We start from the raw sequence: 899 nt of genomic DNA, 5'->3' as shown, positions 1-899 counted from the left end.
CAGCCCCAATGCATCTTAGCCAAAGCACCTTGTCACATCAACAAAAGCGTATCCGTCATCATGCGGTAAATAGCGATTCTTATACCTTCTTTAATCAGCTCACCGGCCCGGATTTCCTTGACCAGGTAGAGTCTTTATTGCCTGAACACAGAGAGCGTTTATTTCCACCCACAGAAACACTCTCCATGTTTCTCGCCCAGGCAATGAATGAGGATAGCTCCTGTCAGAAGGCAGTCAATGATGCCGCTATTATACGATTGCGCGGTGGGCTGCCGCTCTGTAGCACCAACACAGGCTCCTACTGTCAAGCGCGCCAGCGCTTGCCCTTGGAAATGATCAAATCTCTTGCCTGCTACACCGGCGTTACGATGGCTGCCAACACCCCTGGTGTCTGGCATTGGCGGGGTCGGCCAGTGAGGCTGGTTGATGGCGCCACTGTCTCCATGCCGGATACGGAAGAAAACCAGTCAATCTATCCGCAACCCAGCAGCCAGAAGCCCGGGCTGGGTTTTCCCATCTGCCGCCTAGTCGGCATCATCTGTCTTGGCAGCGGCGCATTACTCAACACCGCTATCGGCCCTTGCAGAGGAAAGGGTGGTGATGAGCAATCATTACTCCGAAGTCTGTTGGATACCCTGAATCCAGGTGACATCATCATGGGGGATGCCTTTTATGCCACCTATTTTCTACTCTGCGCACTGCAGGAAAAGGGGGTTGATGCGGTCTTTGAGCAGCATGGCTCGCGCAAACGCAGTACGGACTTTCGCTTGGGCAAACGGTTGGGTAAGCAGGATCATTTGATCACCTTGGAAAAACCGAAGTGCAGGCCAGACTGGATGAGTCAGGAGGCTTACGATCAGGCGCCAGATCGCCTATTGGTACGGGAATTACACACGGGG

General features: G+C 53.5%; 1 protein-coding gene. It reads left to right on the top strand.

Translation table 11 applies throughout. The features are described 5' to 3' along the window. Positions 1–8 precede the first annotated feature (8 nt). A partial coding sequence (locus tag O9K64_RS23460; RefSeq protein ID WP_275100542.1) for an IS4 family transposase occupies positions 9–899 on the top strand: 891 nt, incomplete at its 3' end.

The organism is Sedimenticola hydrogenitrophicus, assembly GCF_029017505.1.
Lineage (GTDB): Bacteria > Pseudomonadota > Gammaproteobacteria > Chromatiales > Chromatiaceae > Sedimenticola > Sedimenticola hydrogenitrophicus_A.
This window is presented reverse-complemented; position numbering and strand designations above follow the sequence as displayed.